Source organism: Bacteroides pyogenes, from assembly GCF_014196225.1.
GTDB classification, from domain to species: Bacteria; Bacteroidota; Bacteroidia; order Bacteroidales; family Bacteroidaceae; genus Bacteroides; species Bacteroides pyogenes_A.
Genome location: NZ_JACIDI010000002.1, coordinates 263091 through 279221, shown reverse-complemented (window position 1 = coordinate 279221; position 16131 = coordinate 263091). Strand labels below are relative to the sequence as shown.

General features: G+C 48.6%; 10 protein-coding genes and 2 pseudogenes. 4 read left to right on the top strand and 8 right to left on the bottom strand.

Going from position 1 to position 16131, the window contains the following annotated elements:
• Positions 1-245: 245 nt before the first annotated feature.
• From GGR07_RS14045 to GGR07_RS02155, 3 genes and pseudogenes are all read left to right on the top strand, one after another.
• Positions 246-2201, top strand: a pseudogene (locus tag GGR07_RS14045) (glycosyltransferase family 117 protein); the annotation flags it as partial.
• 189 nt (positions 2202-2390) lie between these two features.
• Positions 2391-3606: pseudogene (locus GGR07_RS14040) on the top strand (hypothetical protein); the annotation flags it as partial.
• Between the two features lie 210 nt (positions 3607-3816).
• On the top strand, positions 3817-4434 hold the full coding sequence (locus tag GGR07_RS02155; protein ID WP_021644190.1) for a polysaccharide deacetylase family protein: 618 nt from the start codon (positions 3817-3819) through the stop codon (positions 4432-4434).
• Positions 4435-4437: 3 nt separating this feature from the next.
• Here the strand turns inward: GGR07_RS02155 and GGR07_RS02150 are convergent, their stop codons facing one another.
• From GGR07_RS02150 to polA, 4 genes are all read right to left on the bottom strand, one after another.
• Positions 4438-5679: a DUF4861 domain-containing protein gene (locus GGR07_RS02150; protein ID WP_021644189.1), complete on the bottom strand. Its 1242-nt coding sequence runs from the start codon at positions 5677-5679 to the stop codon at positions 4438-4440.
• 708 nt (positions 5680-6387) lie between these two features.
• Positions 6388-7182, bottom strand: a complete 795-nt coding sequence (locus tag GGR07_RS02145; protein WP_021644186.1) for a gluconate 5-dehydrogenase — start codon at positions 7180-7182, stop codon at positions 6388-6390.
• 1459 nt (positions 7183-8641) lie between these two features.
• Complete coding sequence (locus GGR07_RS02140) at positions 8642-9034, bottom strand: DUF3836 domain-containing protein (protein WP_034542209.1); 393 nt, start codon at positions 9032-9034, stop codon at positions 8642-8644.
• A gap of 345 nt (positions 9035-9379) precedes the next feature.
• Positions 9380-12544 (bottom strand): DNA polymerase I, encoded by a 3165-nt coding sequence (polA, locus tag GGR07_RS02135; protein WP_122056420.1) that lies wholly within the window; start codon positions 12542-12544, stop codon positions 9380-9382.
• Positions 12545-12631: 87 nt separating this feature from the next.
• Between polA and GGR07_RS02130 the strand changes: the two genes are divergently transcribed.
• Complete coding sequence (locus GGR07_RS02130; RefSeq protein WP_021644178.1) at positions 12632-13609, top strand: polyprenyl synthetase family protein; 978 nt, start codon at positions 12632-12634, stop codon at positions 13607-13609.
• A 73-nt stretch (positions 13610-13682) separates the two neighbouring features.
• Here the strand turns inward: GGR07_RS02130 and GGR07_RS02125 are convergent, their stop codons facing one another.
• The 4 genes from GGR07_RS02125 to dtd form a co-directional block, all read right to left on the bottom strand.
• Positions 13683-13874: a hypothetical protein gene (locus tag GGR07_RS02125; RefSeq protein WP_021644177.1), complete on the bottom strand. Its 192-nt coding sequence runs from the start codon at positions 13872-13874 to the stop codon at positions 13683-13685.
• 326 nt (positions 13875-14200) lie between these two features.
• A complete protein-coding gene (gene deoC / locus GGR07_RS02120) occupies positions 14201-15103 on the bottom strand; it encodes a deoxyribose-phosphate aldolase (protein WP_021644175.1) in 903 nt (300 codons plus the stop codon).
• Positions 15090-15428, bottom strand: coding sequence for a nucleotide pyrophosphohydrolase (locus GGR07_RS02115; protein WP_021644174.1), 339 nt, complete (start codon positions 15426-15428; stop codon positions 15090-15092). The genes deoC and GGR07_RS02115 overlap by 14 nt, the downstream gene beginning before the upstream one ends.
• Positions 15429-15430: 2 nt before the next feature.
• Positions 15431-15883 carry a D-aminoacyl-tRNA deacylase gene (gene dtd / locus GGR07_RS02110; protein ID WP_034542211.1) on the bottom strand — a complete coding sequence of 151 codons (453 nt, stop codon included), beginning with the start codon at positions 15881-15883 and terminating at the stop codon, positions 15431-15433.
• Positions 15884-16131: the final 248 nt, after the last annotated feature.

Below are 16131 nucleotides of genomic sequence, written 5' to 3'. Positions count from 1 at the left end.
AGTTCAACTCTTCGGTTATCAGATTATCAATCACAAATGTATGGAATTTCTTAACTATCCCAATGATTTCGGAGCAAAAAGCATAAATCGGCGAGTAGTCATCGGCACTGAAAGCCTCTCCCAAGTAAAAGAACGCTAAAACTTTTTACTTTCTTGGGCTTTTATACCCGCTTTATACCCCAAATCGCTATCTTTGCCTCGCATAATCTGTTTTTAACGAATAAACTACGATAATCATACTGACAATGAAACAGTACAGAACCGTAAACAACCTGATGGGTTGGCTTACTTTCATCATTGCGGCAACCGTCTATTGCCTGACCATAGAACCTACTGCCAGTTTCTGGGATTGCCCGGAGTTTATTACTACCGGATACAAGCTGGAAGTCGGTCATCCGCCCGGAGCACCGTTCTTCATGCTGGTGGCGAATCTGTTCTCTCAGTTCGCTTCGGATGTGACGACTGTGGCGAAGATGGTGAACTATATGAGCGCGCTGATGAGTGCCGCCTGTATCCTTTTTCTTTTCTGGAGCATCACTCACCTTGTCCGCAAGCTGGTGATTACGGACGAAAACCATATCACTTCCGGACAGCTTATCACCATTATGGGTAGCGGACTGGTAGGCGCATTGGTCTATACATTCAGCGATACATTTTGGTTCTCTGCTGTGGAGGCTGAGGTTTACGCGTTCTCTTCACTCTTCACGGCCATCGTGTTCTGGCTCATCCTGAAGTGGGAAGATGTGGCTGACGAACCGCACAGCGACCGCTGGATTATCCTGATTGCTTACCTTACGGGCTTGAGTATCGGCGTACACCTGCTGAACCTGCTCTGTCTGCCTGCCATCGTGCTGGTGTATTACTATAAAAAAACTCCGAACGCTACGGCGAAAGGTTCGCTTATCGCCCTGCTCGGTTCCGGCGTACTGGTGGCTGCCGTGCTCTACGGCATCGTTCCCGGTATTGTGAAAGTAGGCGGATGGTTCGAACTGCTGTTTGTCAACGGACTGGGCATGCCTTTCAATACCGGTGTGGTAGTCTACATCATAGTGCTTGCAGCCGCCCTTATCTGGGGAGTGTACGAAAGCTATACGGAAAAGAATAAGACGCGCATGGCGGTCTCTTTCGTCCTTACTATCGCCTTGCTGGGTATTCCGTTCTACGGACACGGCACAAGCAGCGTCCTCATAGGCATACTGGTCATCGCCGCGCTCGGTTTCTATCTGGCTCCGAAGATGCAGCAGAAGATGAAAGAAAAAGTCCGCATATCGGCACGCACGCTTAACACGGCGCTCCTCTGTACGATGATGATTGTGATCGGCTATTCTTCATACGCACTTATTGTGATCCGCTCCACAGCGAATACGCCGATGGACCAGAACTCTCCGGAAGATATCTTCACGCTGGGAGAATACCTCGGACGCGAACAGTACGGAACCCGCCCGCTATTTTATGGCCCTGCCTTTTCTTCGAAGGTGGCGCTCGACGTAAAAGACGGATATTGCGTACCCCGCCAAACCGAGAAAGCATCGAAATACATCCGTAAGGAGAAAACTTCACCCGACGAGAAGGACTCGTACATGGAACTCACCGGACGGGTAGAGTACCAATACGCGCAGAATATGCTCTTCCCACGTATGTACAGTTCCTCGCATGCCGCACTCTACAAGCAATGGGTGGACATCAAAGGAAAAGACGTCGCCTACGACGAATGCGGACGGAACATTATGGTGAACATACCCACGCAATGGGAAAACATCAAGTTCTTCTTCACCTACCAGCTGAATTTCATGTATTGGCGCTACTTCATGTGGAACTTTGCCGGAAGACAGAACGACATTCAGGGTAGCGGAGAGATAGAGCATGGCAATTGGATCACCGGCATTTCGTTCATCGACAAGATGCTGGTAGGCGATCAGGAGCTGCTGCCGAAAGAGCTGAAAGAGAACAAGGGGCGTAACGTATTCTATTGCCTCCCGTTATTGCTCGGACTCATCGGCCTGTTCTGGCAGGCTTACCGCAGCCAGCGAGGTATCCAGCAGTTCTGGGTAGTATTCTTCCTGTTCTTCATGACGGGTATCGCCATCGTGCTCTACCTCAACCAGACTCCGGCACAGCCGCGTGAACGCGACTATGCGTATGCCGGCTCGTTCTATGCCTTCTCCATTTGGATAGGTATGGGAGTAGCGGGACTGATACAGTGGTGCTCGCGGTTGAAGCCTCAGAAAAGGTTGATCGACGGAGCAACGGAAGAAGAAGCCGAAAAGATAAGAAAGACGCTGGAGGCGAAAAGGGCGACATTCATCACCAAAGAGGAAGAAGAGGAATTGGAGGACAAACTTGCCTCGTTGTACGAGGTTTACATTCCGTTCAACCCCACTCCGGCAGTAGCGGGTCTCGTTTCGTTGCTTTGCCTGCTGGTTCCTATACAGATGGCGGGCCAGACATGGGACGACCATGACCGTAGCGGACGTTATGTAGCACGAGATTTCGGACAGAACTATCTGATGACGCTTCAGGAAAAGGGCAATCCGATTATCTATACCAATGGCGATAACGATACTTTCCCGTTGTGGTACAATCAGGAAGTGGAAGGTTTCCGTACCGACGCTCGTACTTGCAACCTGAGCTATTTGCAAACAGACTGGTACATCGATCAGATGAAACGCCCGGCCTACGACTCTCCTTCGCTCCCCATCACTTGGGAGCGAACGGAATATGTGGAGGGACAGAACGAATACATCCCGATTCGTCCGGAAGTAAGAAAACATATCGACGAAATGTATGCGCAAGCCGAGAATGCCCTCAAAGGAGGAAATCCGGAAGCGATGAACGAACTGAAGAATCAGTTTGGAGAAAATCCTTACGAACTGAAGAATATCCTCAAATACTGGGTACGTTCTGACAAAGAAGGACTTCGGGTGATTCCGACAGACAGCATCGTAGTAAAGATAGACAAAGAAGCTGTTCGCCGTTCGGGTATGAAGATACCGGCCGCATTGGGCGATTCTATCCCCGACTATATGACGATCAGCCTGAAGGATTCGAACGGGAAACCCAAGCGCGCGCTCTACAAAAGCGAGCTGATGATGCTCGAAATGCTTGCCAACGCGAATTGGGAACGCCCCATCTACATGGCTATCACGGTGGGAGTCGACAATCAGCTGGGTATGAACAAACACTTCATTCAGGAGGGGTTGGCCTATCGTTTTACTCCGTTCGATACGGATAAACTGGGGGTAAAGATAGACAGCGAAAAGATGTACGACAACCTGATGAACAAGTTCAAGTTCGGAGGTATCGACAAGCCCGGAATATATATCGACGAAAATCTGATGCGCATGTGCTACACGCATCGCCGTATTTTCTCCCAATTAGTCAGCCAATTGGTGAAAGAAGGAGAAAAAGAGAAAGCTCTTAAGGCTCTCGACTATGCGGAGAAAAAGATTCCGGCATACAACGTTCCGTACGATTGGGCGAACGGCGCTTTCCAAATGGCGGAAGCTTACTATCAGCTGGGACAGAAAGAAAAAGCCGACAAGATAATGGATGAACTGGCTAACAAGTCTTTGGAATACATGATATGGTATTTGAGCATGAGTGACGCTCAGCTTGCTATTGCGGGTGAGAACTTCGTATATAACGCGAGTCTTCTCGACGCTTACATCCGTCTGTTGCAGAAATACGACTCGCAGGAATTGGCTAAGCATTATTCGGTGCAATTCGATACGTTGTACAAAGAATACGTAAAAAGAATGGGGAACTAACGGTTAGCTTCTCGACCCTGAAGAAAAAAACATTCAACGCTGAGATTAAATGTTTATAGAACAACCCCCTTGTCTTTTCCGGGCTTTATATCCACAGGCCATTTTCCGGATGGATCCGAACGAACGGGCCGTCTACCTGACTTTTGACGACGGTCCGATTCCGGAAGTGACTCCTTGGGTAGTTGACTTACTGGAAAAGCACGGCATAAAGGCCACCTTCTTCATGGTGGGCGACAATATCCGCAAGCATCCGGAGGAATATCGGATGGTAGTGGAGCATGGGCACCGTATCGGTAACCACACGTACAATCATATCCGCGGATTCAATTACTCAAACCCCGACTATCTGGCCAACGCCAAGCAAGTGGACAAGGTGATTCACTCCGACCTGTTCCGCCCGCCACACGGACACATGGGGTTCCGGCAGTATTATACTTTGCGGCATCACTACCGGATTATCATGTGGGACCTGGTGACGCGCGACTATAGTAAACGGGTGCGCCCCGAACAAGTCTTGGAGAATGTGAAACGCTATGCGCGGAACGGCTCCATCATTACTTTTCATGACTCTCTAAAGTCATGGAACAACGGAAACCTGAAATACGCCCTTCCCCGTTCTATTGATTTTCTGAAAGAAGAAGGGTACGCATTTAAAGTGTTCGATTAGCAATCAATAGCTTACAACAAGCGGCGAACGCAGCTTCTGTACATACTCCGCCATATATCGGTTCCACGCATCGACACTTTTTATGGCAGCCTTGTCCCATGCGGATCCCCAGTAATACACGTATTCACTGCCCGGCTGATAATCGCTGATTGCCAATACATGTCCATCGGCGCCGCCGCGCAACTCTTTCTTCTCCTGTTCGGGGAAGAGAACTGTTTTCGCCTCTTTTACTTCTGCGGGGAACGCAGCTCCCATGAACATCTTACCGTTATCGCCGCCGGGGTTGGTGGTAGGATCTACATAGGTGATATAACCGCCTGCCGCATCGGTCTTCACCACACCGTCAGGCTCGTGTAGAACGATTCCCGTGGCCACAGGCATGGTTTCTTTCAGATTGGTATATGTGATCACGGTTCTGTTGAGGTAAGAGCCTGCGTCGAGCGAAATGAGGCGTGTCTCTATCACGTTCGAATCGCCGCGCACCACAAGCGGAGTAAACTCGAGCTTCACCGTGAAGCGCAACGGCCCGTTATCCAGAATCTCATGTGTACGGTAGCAGTAGGGATAGATGATTGTATCTCCTTCCATCAACGCCGAAGCACCGCCGCCCAACGTAGGACCTACGGCGTAGCAGTCCATCCCGTTGCCATGGTCTACATGATACGAAATAGCCCGTTGCATTTCGGCAGCCGCTTCGGGGTCGGTCTTCTTCAGTTCTGCAATCTTCGCGCGCTTTTCCGCATTCAGCTCCTCCGCATAGCGGGCCTCTACCACAGGCTGCGTGGTGTTGTATTTGGTGAACACATCGTAGCCGAATGCCCGTTCGCCCTTTTCCTGCAGGGCAGGCCCATAAGCGCGGAAAGCCACCAGATCGTTCTCCCACGCCACATCATCCATTCGCTCGGGATACTGGCGCCCGCATGCAAGAACGTCAAACGGAGCCGGTTCGCCCGCTTGGATGGTATACGAAGCCGTACCGCCCGCTTCTACGGCAGCAGCGAAAATCAGCTTCTGGTCGTAGGTCAGTTGATAGGGCACTTGTTGTCCGTTGGCATCGAGCACTACGATCTGTGCCGTATCGGGCAATTGCAACTTTGCCGTTACGTCATTCATGGAGATTTCCACCATTTCGCCGGCACGTTCTATCGACAAAGGGTTCGTAACGGTGACAGTCATCGTACGGTTACCGCCGGCGCAAGAATAACATAGCCAAGCGACGGCAAACAATAAAAGAGTCTTTTTCATTATTCATCGGGTGTTACGTCGGACAAGAATTCAGAGCATCGAGAATCGATGGCGCTGTTTCTGGTTCCGAAGAATTTTATTATTCATATTCCATCTCCCGCAAACGGTTTACCTGCACTCATGAATGCTGACGGCATCATAACGATGAGGCCGCGGCAAAACGATATCCCGCATCACATGCAAACATAACAAAAAGGGTGATAAGCAGCAAGAATAATCTGCCACAATATCACCCCGTATATTCAGTTGTGTCTCCGACCAAGGCCTGTAGAGCAATGATAGAAACTCCGATACGACCCGTGTCTCGCGTTTTCGTCTCCACCGGTTTCTATCAAGGGGAGCACAACATGCCAACCGAACGGCTCCGTATAGCCATTTTCATTCCGGTACTTTCTGAAACGTCCGCGTTGTCATGCCCTCACCACAGAATCCCTCCTTTATTCATGCCGGCGATGAGGAAAAGCACGAGGCCATCCGGCAAAGCGCTTCCGCCTCTGCTGCAAACAGATGATGCGGGGGCGGGCAGGAGAGGGGCCGAGAGCTTCTTAGGGCTTTTCTCCAAAGAGCCAAAAGGCTATATTTTATATGTGAACCCTCTTGCGTTTGGTTGACATGTTTTTCTCCGCATAGAGAAAGAGCGATATCGGACAGGCAGGAGAGAAGGGCCGAGAGCCTCAGCCTTTCTCTTCATTTGCCGGAAGATGGCGTTTATTTCGGCTGTTTGCCGATGTAAGCCAGAATTCCGCCGTCCACGTAAAGCACATGTCCGTTTACGAAGTCGGAGGCTTCGGAAGCGAGGAATACCGCAGGACCTGCCAGGTCTTCCGGAGTTCCCCAACGGGCAGCCGGAGTTTTGGCAATGATGAACTGGTCGAACGGATGGCGCGAACCGTCGGGCTGGATCTCGCGCAACGGCGCAGTTTGCGGAGTAGCGATGTAACCCGGGCCGATGCCGTTGCATTGGATGTTGTATTCGCCGTACTCCGAAGCAATGTTGCGGGTCAGCATCTTCAATCCGCCTTTGGCTGCTGCGTAAGCAGAAACCGTCTCGCGTCCCAGCTCGCTCATCATCGAGCAGATATTGATGATTTTGCCGTGTCCTTTCTTCATCATCGAAGGGATGACCGCTTTGGCAACGATAAACGGTGCGTTCAGATCGACGTCGATCACCTGACGGAACTCTGCCGCGCTCATTTCGTGCATCGGAACACGTTTGATGATGCCGGCATTGTTCACCAGAATATCGATTGTGCCAACTTCTTTCTCAATGCGGCCCACCATAGCGTTCACCTGCTCTTCGTTCGTCACGTCGCACACATATCCTTTTGCGTCGATTCCTTCGGCTTTGTAGGCAGCCATACCTTTATCTACCAACTCTTGTTTGATATCGTTGAACACGATTTTGGCGCCGGCTTTCGCGTAAGCACTCGCGATAGCAAAACCGATTCCGTAAGAAGCGCCCGTCACCAGCGCTACTTTGCCTTCCAATGAAAAGTTTACCATAAGATTGAATTTTTTTAATGTGCCGATGTGCCGGGCATCGGTAGTAGACGATGCAAGATGGCACGGCAGGCACGGTTGAGTTTATAAATTGTTATTTTAAATCCATGATAGGGGAGAACTCCTGTCGTTCGCAATCGAAATTCTCACCACCTATTCCCTCAATAAAGGTGCTTTATCTTTTCTGAATAAATTCTTTGTAAGAAGTTCTTCGTTTACGCACACGGTGCAAAAATAGCAAAAGAAAACGGAGAAACCTTGCGTTTTTGTTCCAATTACTGCAAAAAACGTACAGAATTGGCTCTATGCAGCTTTTCAACTCAAGTATTTTTGCGATAATCGTTTTCATTATTAAGCAAATGTTCCTAATCTGGTGATACGATCTATCCGGCAAAAGGCGGTCCAGTTTATGCGCTTTCTTCTTCTTGTAGCACGTTCCTTTGTTTTATTCGCGGCTATGAGAAAAGCAACATTCGCAAGAGCGAAGTTGGCCGTCGTTCGGTGATTCTTTCCGCTCTTTGATACTTGCCGGTTGCTGAAAGTGAACGAGGCGGACACGGCATATCCGGCTTTGAGTCTCGAACCGGGAAGACCGGCATGAGGCATGAACCAGCCGGAGGATAAGTTCTTCAGCGCGTTGCTCATCTGCAATCGGTCCCCAGAATCAGCCTGTTATATGCCGGATTGGACAGATGTCGTTTATCGCTGCGGTGGGCATATATAGTCATGTATGATGAGTATATATAGTCATGTATGATGAGTATATATGGTCATGTATGGTGAGTATATATGGTCATGTATGGTGAGTATATATGGTCATGTATGGTGAGTATATATGGTCATGTATGATGAGTATATATAGTCATGTATGGTGAGTATATATAGTCAGGCATGGTGAGTATATATAGTCACCATATTGGTAAAATATATCTATCGAAAGAGTGCTGATTATATTGAATTGCAAAAAGAAAAACGAACGAAACGGCTCGTCCCTTTTATTCTTTCCGGACAGTTAGTATCTGCTATCTCGGCTTTCCGGTTTTTATGATTCGTTTACCTATACTTATAGCGTTCCGGAGCTGATAAAAGCGCCGATTGGGCATGCTGATCAATTGCTTCGCGCGATAGGAGAACCCGGGAAAACGGTGATCGGACGTTAAAGCTCCGTTATCGCTCCTGAGGCATCGTGTATGATGTCTTGAACTTTTAGGTTCTTATACCGCAGCGTCATGCTGTCGTGTGTGAGGCATCGAGTATGGCGTTTTGAACAAGTTTCTTTATATAGGGGGAGGATTCTTTTAGCAATGGGAGAAGGAAAAAGAAAAGAGCATAGCTCCTCTTAATCAGTAGGAGTGAGGATGGGAAGGATTCTTTTAGCAGTGCGAGAAGGAAAAGAAAGCGCCGCCTCCGGTGGGGAAGCAGCGCTCGCATTGTTATTAGAATTCAGAATGAGAGGATTTATTTACAGTTCTGTGTCCATGGTTACCGTCATTTCAGGAACCAAAACGTATGTATTCTTTTTGTTGTTCCATTTATAGTAAGTAGTGGTCACGGTTTTTCCGCTATATGCGTATTCGATGCGCAAGTCGTTTTCCCATTGTTCCTTTGCTGCGCTCCATTTCTGTGTCTCGCTTTTAACCATACGCTTTTGTTCGTCGTACTTGTAGTTGTGCTTCATATAGTTGGCAAGCGTGTTTCCGTCCTTTTTGTAAACGGTTTGGCCTACCATCATACCGTTTTCTTCTATCGGATTGTAGATGAGCTGACCGTCGAAAACACGGGCAGAAGCTGCGATGGATGCAACGAAAAGAACTGCGGATAAGATTACCACTTTAAAAGAGAAATTTGTTTTCATGACTATTCTATTTTTTATATTAAACTTTCATTTGTCTATTGATTCTCTCGAATTGCGCTGCAAATTTAGGAATTATTTCTATATAAACCTCTATGCGTGTGTAAAATAGTATCAATATGTCAACAACGGTCTCTGTTGTCTGCTTCCTTTTTGTCAAAGGAGAAGAGAAAAAAATATCCGGCAGTGGTGTTGCCGGATATGGAATGAATCAATAAGTCTGCTAAAGCCAGCTTTCCTCTTGCTTTCTGTATCTATGGTTAAAGATTGTTATACTTTGATTTAGAGTCTGTTTGCTACTTTTCTTTGCTTGCATCCGGGCTCATTTCCATCTGTTTTTTGTCTCTTTTAATGCGCTTCGAGCCAGTTTTTTCCCCATCCGCAATCGGCTTTTAAGGGTACGTGCATCCGGCAAGCGCGCTCCATTTCTTCGATAACGATCTCTTCTACCCGCTCTTTTTCGCTTACGGGTACACTGAAATTCAATTCGTCGTGCACTTGCAGAATCATCTTGGCCTGAAGCCCTTCGGCAAGGAAGCGATTGTAGATGCGCGTCATGGCTACCTTTATGATATCTGCGGCACTGCCCTGAATCGGCGCGTTGATGGCGTTACGTTCGGCATATCCGCGTACGATTGCGTTGCGGGAGTTGATGTCGGGCAGGAAGCGTTTGCGGTGGAAGATAGTCTCTACATAACCCTGTTCGCGTGCAACCTGAATGCTTTCGTCCATGTATGTCTTTACTTCGGGATAGGTTTCGAAGTAACCGTCGATCAGCGTTTTGGCCTCTTTCCTTTCGATGCCCAGCCGGTCGGCAAGTCCGAATACGGATATGCCATATATGATACCGAAGTTGGCAGTCTTGGCCTTGCGCCGCATGTCGGCATCTACCTCTTTCAAATCAGTCTTGTAAATCTTTGCGGCGGTAGCGGTATGGATGTCGTGATTGCTCAGGAAAGCGTCAATCATATCCTTGTCTTTGCTCAGGTGCGCCATGATGCGGAGCTCTATCTGCGAGTAGTCGGCAGAGAAGAACAGGCAACCTTCGTCGGGGATGAATGCTTTGCGTATCTCCTTGCCGTTCTCGTCGCGGATGGGGATGTTTTGCAGGTTCGGGTTGCTCGAACTGAGGCGTCCCGTAGCCGTGACCGTTTGGTTGAACGATGTATGCACCCGTCCCGTGCGCGGGTTGATAAGCTGCGGCAGGGCGTCTATGTATGTGCCCAAGAGCTTTTTCAATCCGCGGTGTTCCAATATCTTCTCCACCACCGGATGTTTATGCCTCAGGCTTTCGAGCACCTCTTCCGAAGTGACGTATTGCCCCGTCTTTGTCTTTTTCGCTTTTTCCACGATTCGCAGTTTGTCGAACAGCACTTCGCCCACTTGCTTCGGCGAGGCGATGTTGAAAGATTCACCCGCCATTTCGTATACCTCTTGTTCGATGCGTCGCATCTCGGCGGTGAAATGTGCAGACGATTGCTTCAAGGCTTCCGTGTCGAGCAGCACGCCGTTTCGCTCGATATGCACCAGTACGGGTACGAGCGGCATCTCGATGTCGTAGAACAAGGTTTCGGCATCGTTTGCTTTCAACTCTTTCTCCAGCACGTTTTTCAGCTTGAGAGTGACATCGGCATCTTCGCAGGCATAAAGGTAAACATCTTGCGGGTCGAGGTCACGCATGCTCCTCTGGTTTTTTCCTTTCGGCCCGATAAGTTCTTCGATAGAAACGGTTTTGTAGTGCAGATAGATTTCCGCCAGATAATCCATGCCGTGCCGAAGTTCGGGTTGCAGCACATAATGCGCTATCATGGTGTCGAAGAGCCGGCCTTTTAGCTTCGCTCCGTAATTTTGAAGCACGATCATGTCGTACTTGATGTTCTGTCCGATTTTTAGCGAATCTTCGTTTTCAAACACCGGGCGGAATTGCGCGACTATTTTTACCGCTTCTTCCCGGTCGGGGGGCACCGGAACATAAAACGCTTCGTTTTCGGCGATGGAAAAGCTCATTCCCACCAATTCCGCCTCCATAGGTTCGGTTCCTGTGGTCTCGGTGTCTAATGAGAGATTTTTCGATGTAAGTAACTTTTGAATAATTCTCTTTCTTTTTTCTTCTGTATCAATAAGTTGATAGTCTGTATTAATGGTTTTTAACGTGCTTAGGCTCGTTTTTTCCGGCACACCTGCTCCGTTGCCTGCAAAATTCGCAAACAAATCGCCTTGTACGGCTTCCTCTTCTTCAGGAAAAAGAGAGAGCGACAATTCTCCGTCTTTGCCTTTTGCCGAACCACCGCTTCCTTTTGCCGAGCGGTCACTTCTTCCTTTTGCCGGATCATTTTTCCCTTTGAGCGAAAGATTGTTTCCTTCTTGTGCGGACTCATTGCCTCCTTTTGCGGAAAGATTGTTTGCCTGTTGTGCAAATTCACTGTTGCCTTCTGCAAAAAAGTTGCTCCCCTGTTGTGCAAATTCACTGTTTCCACTTCCGGAAAGGTTGTTTCCCTCTTGTTGGGATTCATTGTAGCCTGTTTCGGAAAAAATATTTCCTTTTGCAAAATCGCTTTTTCGGCTTGAGTCTGTTCCGGTGTTTCTTCCTGCATACTCGTTTCTTCCCGCAGATGATAATATCCCATTTCCCGCACCGTTTTTTTTCAATACCCGGTTGATAAGCGTTCGGAACTCCAACTCTTCGAAAATCCGGCGTAGCGAATCCTCATCCGCTTCTTCCCGTACCAACTTGTCCATCTCCAGCGCAATGGGGACATCCGTTTTGATAGTGGCAAGGAATTTGGAGAATTCAATCTGTTTGCGGTTGGCCTCTACTTTTGCTTTCAGCGCACCTTTGAGCCGGTCGGTATGATCGAGCAGGTTCTCGATGCTTCCGAACTCCGCCACCAGCTTTTGAGCGGTTTTCTCTCCCACACCGGGACAGCCGGGGATGTTGTCCGACGAGTCGCCCATCAGCCCCAATATGTCTATCACCTGTGCGGGCGATTCGATGGCGAACTTGGCTTTTACCTCTTCGATGCCCATCACTTCAAACCCTCCCGTATGTCTGGGTCGATACATAAAGACGTTTTCGCCCACCAACTGCCCGTAGTCTTTGTCGGGAGTCATCATATAGGTGGCGATTCCGCGTCGTCCCGCTTCGGTGGCGAGCGTGCCTATCACATCGTCCGCCTCGTATCCCGGCACTTCGAGAATAGGGATGCGGTAGGCGCGGATAATCTCTTTGATAAGAGGTACTGACAGACGGATATCTTCGGGCGTTTCCTCACGTTGAGCTTTGTACTGCTCGAAAGCCTCGTGGCGAAACGTAGGGCCGGCAGGGTCGAACGCCACTCCTATATGTGTGGGATTTTCCTTCTTCAACACTTCTTCAAGCGTGTTTACGAAGCCGAGGATGGCCGATGTATTTAGTCCTTTGGAGTTGATTCTCGGATTTCTGATAAAGGCGTAATAAGCCCGGTATATGAGCGCGTAGGCATCTAAAAGGAATAATTTGTTGTCTGATTCCATAGAATAACTTAATTTTTCATGGTAAAAGTACAAAAAAATACGGTATTAACCGTTTTATTATTACTTTTGTGTCCAAATAGTGTATGGATGGACAGTGTCTCTCTCATCAAGAAACCGATTATTAACGAGCTGGCCGACTTCAAAAAGCTTTTTGACAGCTCTCTTTCCAGCTCGAACACATTGCTCGATAGTGTGATTGCTCACATACGTCAGAGGAATGGCAAGATGATGCGCCCTATACTTTCTTTACTGGTGGCACGCCTTTATGGTCCTATACGCCTTTCCACGCTTCATGCCGCCGTTTCGCTCGAACTTCTTCATACTGCAAGCCTTGTGCACGACGATGTGGTGGACGAAAGTTCCGAACGCAGGGGGCAGCTTTCGGTAAACGCCAGCTTTAACAATAAAGTGGCGGTACTTACCGGCGATTATCTGTTGGCTACCAGTCTGGTGCACGCAGGGCTTACGATGAACCACGATATCATTCAGGTTATTTCTTCATTGGGGCAGGATCTTGCCGACGGCGAACTGCTTCAGTTGTCGAATGTAAGCACACATACCTTCTCCGAGACCGTTTATTTCGACGTAATCCGTAAAAAAACGGCTGCGTTGTTTGCCGCTTGTACCAAAGCCGCAGTTTTGTCGATGGGAGCGGGAGAGGAGGAGGTTGAAAAAGCGCGTCTGCTGGGCGAGTATATCGGAATCTGTTTTCAGATCAAAGACGATATTTTCGACTACTCCGATAGCAAGGAAATCGGTAAACCGACAGGAAACGATATGGAGGAGGGGAAGCTGACGCTTCCGGTGCTCTATGTATTGAATACCACCGAAGATCCGAAAGCAGTGGAAACGGCTATCCGGGTGAAAGATGGAGTGGCCACTCCCACCGAAATAGAGTTTCTGGTATCTTTTACCAAAGAAAAAGGAGGTATCGAATATGCTTTCAGGACGATGGAGGGATATAGGCAAAAGGCCACGGACATTCTTGCTTCCATGCCCTCATTGCCCGATGTATCGGAGGCTTTGAACAGCTTCTTGGATTATGTAGTGGAGCGCGAAAAATAGCGCTTGCATGTCAAAAAATAGAGTGCCCCCCAAAAGTTAGACGGAAAACTTTTGGGGGCATTATGTATAGGCATTACACATTAGAAGAAAAGGAGGAAATCATCCGCTCGCATGAGTCAGTAGCAAGCATGGTAGAGTTGATGAAACAGCTTTCAAGTCCGTGACCATTACCTTTATATTCTGTTTCGAAGACATAGAAATATGGATAAACCGGTTCGGATGCAGAAGCCGTGTATGCGCCTAACCACTTATTGTAACCGTACATTGATATTTGCTTGTATCTTGTATGACGCTTTTGTTCACTTTTCGGTAATGAAAACGGCAGCTAAGGCAGATTCATAGGACTTTTCGTTATGGAAAAGCGATAAGGCTTTTCTTTGCAGAAGCGATGAGGCTTTCGTTGTGGAAGTAAAAAGATTTTGGTTGCAGAAGCGATGAGGCTTGCGTTGCAGAAAAATGGTAAGACTTTCTTTGCGAAAGAGGTGGATGCGATTGGAAAACCCGTGCGACATGGTTCGGGTGTGCCGTGTATAAGTTGTGCGAGCCTGTTTCAGCCGTTTACCCATATCGGCGGAAACAGGCTCGCGTTGTTTAGAAGAATTTGATTTCTTCCCCTTTGATGTCCGAGAGCAACAGGTTTGCCAAGCGGCTTGTGCCCAGACGGAACAGCTTGTTCGTCAGCCATTCTTCTCCAAGCACTTCTTTTACGATGGTGTAGTAGACAATGGCATCGTGCACCGTATTGATTCCTCCTGCGGGCTTGAATCCCACTTTGCGCCCTGTCTTTTCGTGATAGTCTCTGATGGCTTCGCACATCGCGTAAGCCGCTTCCGGAGTGGCTGCCGGCTGTTGCTTGCCTGTGGAAGTCTTGATGAAGTCGGCTCCTGCATACATGGATAGGAGAGAGGCCTTTTTGATGTTAGCGGCACTCTTCAGCGCACCCGTTTCGAGAATCACCTTCAAATGGCTTTCTTTGCAAGCCTCCTTCAGTTCTTCGATTTCGTCGCACATTGTTTCGTAGTCGCCGCTCAGGAACTTGCCGACCGAGAGAACGATGTCTATCTCGTCCGCTCCGTCGGCAACGGCAAGCGATGTTTCGGCTATTTTCACCTCGATAAAGGTCTGCGAAGAGGGAAATCCCGCTGATACGCAAGCGATGTTTACTCCGTCTACTTCGAGCGTGTTCTTTACGATGGCGGCAAAGTTCGGATACACGCAGATGGCTGCCACGTTTTTCAGATCGGGGAATGCGTTGTCGAATTCGTTCACTTTTTCAGTGAATCGCATTACGCTTTCATCGCTGTCTGTGGTGTTCAGCGTAGTGAGGTCGATGCAGTTGAACAGGAACTTCTTCACCTCTCCGGTATTGTTCTCCGGAACCTTCTTCTCTGTCAGTTCCGCTACGCGGGCTGCTACATCCGCATCCTTCAGACCGGTGTCATACTTGGCCAGAGTAGCCAGATATTTGTTGTCTTTCAAGTTATTTTCCTCCATGATCTTTCAGTTTTGGATTATTTATATGTCTTTGATTATCTCGATTCGTTTTCTTTTCCATGCTTTTCAGCAGAGCATCGGTCAGGTCTACTCCCGTCTGATTGGCAAGGCAGATGAGTACCCAGAGCACATCCGCCATTTCTTCGTCCAGATTCTCCTTTTCACCGGGTTTGAACGACTGGTCGCCGTATTTGCGCGCCATGACACGTGCCAGTTCGCCGACTTCCTCGGTCAATACCGCCATGTTGGTCAGTTCGCTGAAATAGCGCACTCCGTATTGCTTCACCCATGCGTCTACCTGTTGTTGAGCCTCTTTTATCGTCATCTCTATTCTTTGTTTTTACTGTCTATGCAAATCGTTACCGGTCCGTCGTTCAGAAGCTCCACCTTCATATCGGCTCCGAAAGAGCCTGTGCCCACTTCTTTTCCCAGCGCAGCGCTCAGTTTCCGGCAAAACGCTTCGTAGAGAGGGACGGATACCTCCGGTTTGGCGGCTTTGATGTACGAAGGTCGGTTCCCTTTGCGGGTAGAGGCGTGCAGTGTGAACTGGCTGATGACGAGTATGTCTCCTCCCGTTTCCAGTATCGACTTGTTCATCACTCCGTTTTCATCGTCGAATATGCGCAGGTTGACGGTCTTCCGGCAGAGCCAGTCGATATCTTCCGTCCCGTCGGCTTCTTCGATGCCCACGAGTATCAACATCCCCTGTTCGATGGACGACTTGCGTGCTCCGCCTATGGTGACGGACGCACGGCTTACCCGTTGAATTACGATTCTCATTGACTCTTTCCTTCGTGTATTTACGTTATGAAAGGCAAAAGTACAAAATCCGCGAGAGAAAACGGAAGATTGATCCGCTTTTCTTTGCCTCAACCGTCTATTCATCTTTAAGTGGAAAGAGAATGCTGCTTTTACTGCAACGCAAACAACGCATTGCTTCCGGTGATTGGCTTTAGATGGAAAGAAAATACTGCTTTTACTGCACCGCAAACAGCGCATCGCTTCCGATGATTGGCTTTAAGTGGAAA

What these genes read in the sequence shown, in the direction of transcription:
- GGR07_RS02140 (WP_034542209.1), bottom strand. Translation starts at nt 9,034, where the DNA reads ATGAAAACAAATTTCTCTTTTAAAGTGGTAATCTTATCCGCAGTTCTT.
- GGR07_RS02145 (WP_021644186.1), bottom strand. Translation starts at nt 7,182, where the DNA reads ATGGTAAACTTTTCATTGGAAGGCAAAGTAGCGCTGGTGACGGGCGCT.
- GGR07_RS02115 (WP_021644174.1), bottom strand. Translation starts at nt 15,428, where the DNA reads ATGACGATAAAAGAGGCTCAACAACAGGTAGACGCATGGGTGAAGCAA.
- GGR07_RS02130 (WP_021644178.1), top strand. Translation starts at nt 12,632, where the DNA reads ATGGACAGTGTCTCTCTCATCAAGAAACCGATTATTAACGAGCTGGCC.
- polA (WP_122056420.1), bottom strand. Translation starts at nt 12,544, where the DNA reads ATGGAATCAGACAACAAATTATTCCTTTTAGATGCCTACGCGCTCATA.
- deoC (WP_021644175.1), bottom strand. Translation starts at nt 15,103, where the DNA reads ATGGAGGAAAATAACTTGAAAGACAACAAATATCTGGCTACTCTGGCC.
- dtd (WP_034542211.1), bottom strand. Translation starts at nt 15,883, where the DNA reads ATGAGAATCGTAATTCAACGGGTAAGCCGTGCGTCCGTCACCATAGGC.
- GGR07_RS02155 (WP_021644190.1), top strand. Translation starts at nt 3,817, where the DNA reads ATGTTTATAGAACAACCCCCTTGTCTTTTCCGGGCTTTATATCCACAG.
- GGR07_RS02150 (WP_021644189.1), bottom strand. Translation starts at nt 5,679, where the DNA reads ATGAAAAAGACTCTTTTATTGTTTGCCGTCGCTTGGCTATGTTATTCT.
- GGR07_RS02125 (WP_021644177.1), bottom strand. Translation starts at nt 13,874, where the DNA reads ATGTACGGTTACAATAAGTGGTTAGGCGCATACACGGCTTCTGCATCC.